This window comes from Bacillus cereus group sp. BfR-BA-01331, from assembly GCF_022663915.1.
Taxonomy (GTDB): Bacteria; Bacillota; Bacilli; order Bacillales; family Bacillaceae_G; genus Bacillus_A; species Bacillus_A mycoides.
This window is the reverse complement of record NZ_JAKUGJ010000079.1, coordinates 1-3,693: the sequence shown is the minus strand read 5'-3', so window position 1 is coordinate 3,693 and position 3,693 is coordinate 1. Positions and strand designations below refer to the sequence as shown.

Below are 3,693 nucleotides of genomic sequence, written 5' to 3'. Positions count from 1 at the left end.
AATGGGTTCCGATGGAACAAATACATGATTTTTATTCCCTCCGCTGGCAGATTGAAATTATCTTTAAAACTTGGAAATCCTTATTTCAAATCCATAATTGGCACAATATCAAACGAGAGCGATTAGAATGCCACATTTATGGAAAACTCATCGCTATTTTTCTATGTTCTTCTACTATGTTTAAGATGCGACAATTAATTTTACAAAAGAAGAAAAGAGAATTAAGCGAATATAAAGCCATTGGAATGATTCAAGATCATCTATACATTCTTTATCAATCTATAAAGCAAAACACCCGAGAAATAACAAAGATTTTAATCCGCCTGTTCCATCTTCTACAGAAGAATGGACGGAAATCTCACAGATATGAGAAGAAGACTGTCTTTGATATTATGGGTGTTGTCTATGAGTATAATGGATTGAGAAAACAAAAGAAAATTGCATAATTAAAAAAGTGAAACCCATTAGGGTTTATTTGGTATGCGCATTTTTTAAGAATATACTTCTATTTTGAGAATGTTTTAATCCGGCTGAACGAAAGTTAAGTTTGTTTACACTCTTAAGTTGATGGGCATGTATAGTGACCCCTATAATAACTCTCCCCTAGCATAATGGACATTTACCTACCGTACGATCCTCTGCAGTTGGAAATTCAAAACAAATACTAAGGTCTGGCTTTAATCGAATGGCAGCTGTGAATTCTCCTTTTTCCCCCATTAAAACCATTAATGAAGTCTGTTACATTACTATTTAATAGCTGCTTAATCTGACTATCCGATAATTTCTTACCTTTAATTTTAGCTAGCAACATAAAATTACATCCGTTTTGATGGTCTGAGCACCCGAAAAATGTTTTACGAGTAGAAAATTTTGAGATCTTAATCAAAATAGTAATTAATCTATCAAAGTTGTAAAATAAGGGTAAGAATAATTCTAGGGGGATTTATATCAATTATAATGCTATTAATCTAAGCGAGAAACTGTCCAAATTCAATGAACACTGGTCGCCCAAAGTAATTGGTGAAATGAATGACTATCAGTTTAAGTTAGTTAAGATTCTAGGAGATTTTGTATGGCATAATCATAAAGACACCGATGAGGTATTCATCGTGATAGACGGTGAGATGTCCATCACATTCCGTGATGGACATGTTAAACTTTCCAAAGGAGAAATGTATGTGATACCAAAAGGTGTGGAGCATAAGACCTATGCTAAAAAGGAATGCCATATAATGCTGGTAGAGCCTAAAGGTGTAGTCAACACTGGTGAAACTACTTCCAAACTAACTGCTGATAATAATATATGGATTTAAATCCATATTTCAATTACTTTCTTTGAATCAACATGTAAAAGGAAGTTACATATTTTCCGCAATCGGGCTCGATTGTGGAGCAAGAAGTAAAGGAGTGATACATATTAGTCAATGACTAATATGTATCACTCCTTATTTTTTATGACCTTTTTTGATTTAGGTCTTAATACTGTAAATTAAACAACTTTATTGTCACTAAACAAATATATCTTTAATCATTCTTTTTCATCACAAAATCTTTTGGATTCCCTTTTAACTTGTAATACTTCTTGTTAAGACGAATGGCTACTATGGAGATTACTAAAAACCCTATTACATATAACATTGGCCTGTCTCCATTTCTTATTGTTTAGCGAACTTATTCTGTAAATACTTCACATGTTTCTTCTTTATATCCTTATCGGTAATATTTGCTCGCAATATAGTTTGATAGATATGCTTGACCTCATCTTTTGTTAGTTTCACATCATTATAGGATTCAATACATTTTTTTAGATTGTTATAATATAAGACATGTTTATCTTTAGAAGGGACATTCACCCTTTTGAGACTACATTTTGGATGAAACGCTGTAATAGAGATACACGGCAGCTGTTGCTCCATAATCCATTCAATTGCTTTCGTATGTTTATAGTTTTGTCGAAATGGATTTTGAAAAGAGTGTTTCTTTCTAAAAATACCTTGTGTCCATCTTGCCGCCTTCTCATCTCCATAGATCCAGCCCTCGTAGTTCTTCGTCTCTATGACAAATACACCTGTTTCCGCGATAATAATATGGTCAATTTGCGTTGTATCACCATACTCCGTATGAACCGTCACATCATGTAGCACATAATAACTTTCAGGATCTAATTTACTTAATATACGTTTCACCAGTTTTTCTCCGACTTTCCCTTTCCATTTAGGTACATGTTTTTTTACAATGATATTCAACGGAATCAGAATCGCAATGAGAACTAATTCAAATAGTAATACTTTCATAATGAAATCCTCCCTTTCTTTTTACACTCTTGCGTTTCTGCGCATTAAACGGAATACATGTGTTTCTAATCCTAAAATAAAATATGAAATACATAAGCCTTTTATCACCATCTCTACGAATCCTAACGCTAATGAAACAAGGAGCCCACCCCGAAATTGAAAGGGTCTGGTCACCCTTCGATTCACTGGCTTTTCAATGACACCAAAGTTAGCCCAGGTTGGTAAACGTTTTTCCACATTCTTTATGGTGCCCATTAATCCATATTTAAGCGACAGAATGAAACATCCAATTAGTAAATACACAATAGAAGAAAAATAGATAGATAGACCCATTACGATAATTGTAAGCAGCCAACCTATTAAAATAGAATTTCGCAAAACAATATATTCTCGATTTCTTTTCAAAACAAACATTCCTTTCAAAATAAATTAGGGTATTTTTAGATGGAAAATATTTACATTTAATTATAAGCATGATATGATACGTCTATATTAATTTACGAACTAGCCTAAAAAGGATTGTGATAGCCATGATAAAACTTATAGTAGATAATACGGTAACAGACCAAGAAACAGATTCAGCTTTTTCAAACCTTTTCACCTGCAAAGACTGTGTATACTATCTTTCAAAATCGGATTCTTGCAGTCTACAATTAGCAGCTGATTCAAATAATCCCCTTATCCCTTATGAGTGTGGGAATTTTGAGGAAACCTATGAAATCGGAACGGAAGATCCATTGAATTCACATATTCATCAACAACTTCGTGAAGAAAAAGCACAAATACTAGCTGAAAATTATCCAGCACAACCTTCTATTGATCCGATCCATAAAGAAGCAATATGGTATGGAGCAGCAGATTATGGTTGTTGGATTGTAAATGATGCAAAGAAACGTTTTGCTCTTGCAGGACAGGTTCCTTTCGGTGATAATAATATGTCATCTGAAAAATACGCATCTCCTTTCCCTTTACATGATCATGGAGCAAAAGAAGGTATTAGGCACTATATGTGCTGGTATGTAAACGAGAAAGGAATAGGCGCATACCATCTACTTATTGGTGGTGTCATCATGAAAATTGCAGAAGGAGTTAAGAAACTTGGATTCAATAACTAATCACATCTACAAGAAAAGAATGTTAGAACATACGATATTATTTAGCCTGGTACATCTGGTACCAATCCTTATCTTTACCGGCATCATATACTTAGTACTAGATCTTTCTAAGTCGGACTGGCATACTTGGCTTATGTATGAAGGAATCTTTACGATCCTGTTCCTCATAACGAGATTCCAAGTCTTTCAAACAAAAAAAAGTATTCTTTCTATGAAGCAATACGAGAAATGGTTTTCGAAGTTAAATATTATTTTAGTTTCTATTTTTCTTGTCTATTTTGCAG

The 3,693-nt window shown here is 33.5% G+C and carries 5 protein-coding genes and 2 pseudogenes; 4 read left to right on the top strand and 3 right to left on the bottom strand.

Annotated elements, in window-relative coordinates:
* Positions 1 to 446, top strand: a 446-nt coding sequence (locus MR155_RS30725) for a transposase (protein WP_242312069.1), incomplete at its 5' end; no start/stop codon positions are given.
* 160 nt (positions 447 to 606) lie between these two features.
* Here the strand turns inward: MR155_RS30725 and MR155_RS30720 are convergent.
* Positions 607 to 859: pseudogene (locus MR155_RS30720) on the bottom strand (topoisomerase C-terminal repeat-containing protein); the annotation flags it as partial.
* Positions 860 to 947: 88 nt separating this feature from the next.
* Here MR155_RS30720 and MR155_RS30715 point away from each other — a divergent pair.
* Complete coding sequence (locus tag MR155_RS30715; RefSeq protein WP_242312070.1) at positions 948 to 1,313, top strand: cupin domain-containing protein; 366 nt, start codon at positions 948 to 950, stop codon at positions 1,311 to 1,313.
* Between the two features lie 342 nt (positions 1,314 to 1,655).
* Here MR155_RS30715 and MR155_RS30710 read toward each other — a convergent pair whose 3' ends face one another.
* Together MR155_RS30710 and MR155_RS30705 are read right to left on the bottom strand one after the other, a co-directional pair.
* On the bottom strand, positions 1,656 to 2,294 hold the full coding sequence (locus tag MR155_RS30710) for a nuclease-related domain-containing protein (protein WP_242312068.1): 639 nt from the start codon (positions 2,292 to 2,294) through the stop codon (positions 1,656 to 1,658).
* A 21-nt stretch (positions 2,295 to 2,315) separates the two neighbouring features.
* Positions 2,316 to 2,699, bottom strand: coding sequence for a hypothetical protein (locus MR155_RS30705; protein ID WP_242312067.1), 384 nt, complete (start codon positions 2,697 to 2,699; stop codon positions 2,316 to 2,318).
* A gap of 125 nt (positions 2,700 to 2,824) precedes the next feature.
* Here MR155_RS30705 and MR155_RS30700 point away from each other — a divergent pair, with 125 nt between their 5' ends.
* Together MR155_RS30700 and MR155_RS30695 are read left to right on the top strand one after the other, a co-directional pair.
* On the top strand, positions 2,825 to 3,409 hold the full coding sequence (locus MR155_RS30700) for a hypothetical protein (protein WP_242312066.1): 585 nt from the start codon (positions 2,825 to 2,827) through the stop codon (positions 3,407 to 3,409).
* A pseudogene (locus tag MR155_RS30695) lies at positions 3,393 to 3,693 on the top strand (hypothetical protein); the annotation flags it as partial. The gene MR155_RS30700 and the pseudogene MR155_RS30695, both read left to right, overlap by 17 nt.

Excerpts from the sequence above, each read along its gene's own strand:
- MR155_RS30710 (WP_242312068.1), bottom strand. The coding sequence starts at position 2,294 with ATGAAAGTATTACTATTTGAATTAGTTCTCATTGCGATTCTGATTCCG.
- MR155_RS30700 (WP_242312066.1), top strand. The coding sequence starts at position 2,825 with ATGATAAAACTTATAGTAGATAATACGGTAACAGACCAAGAAACAGAT.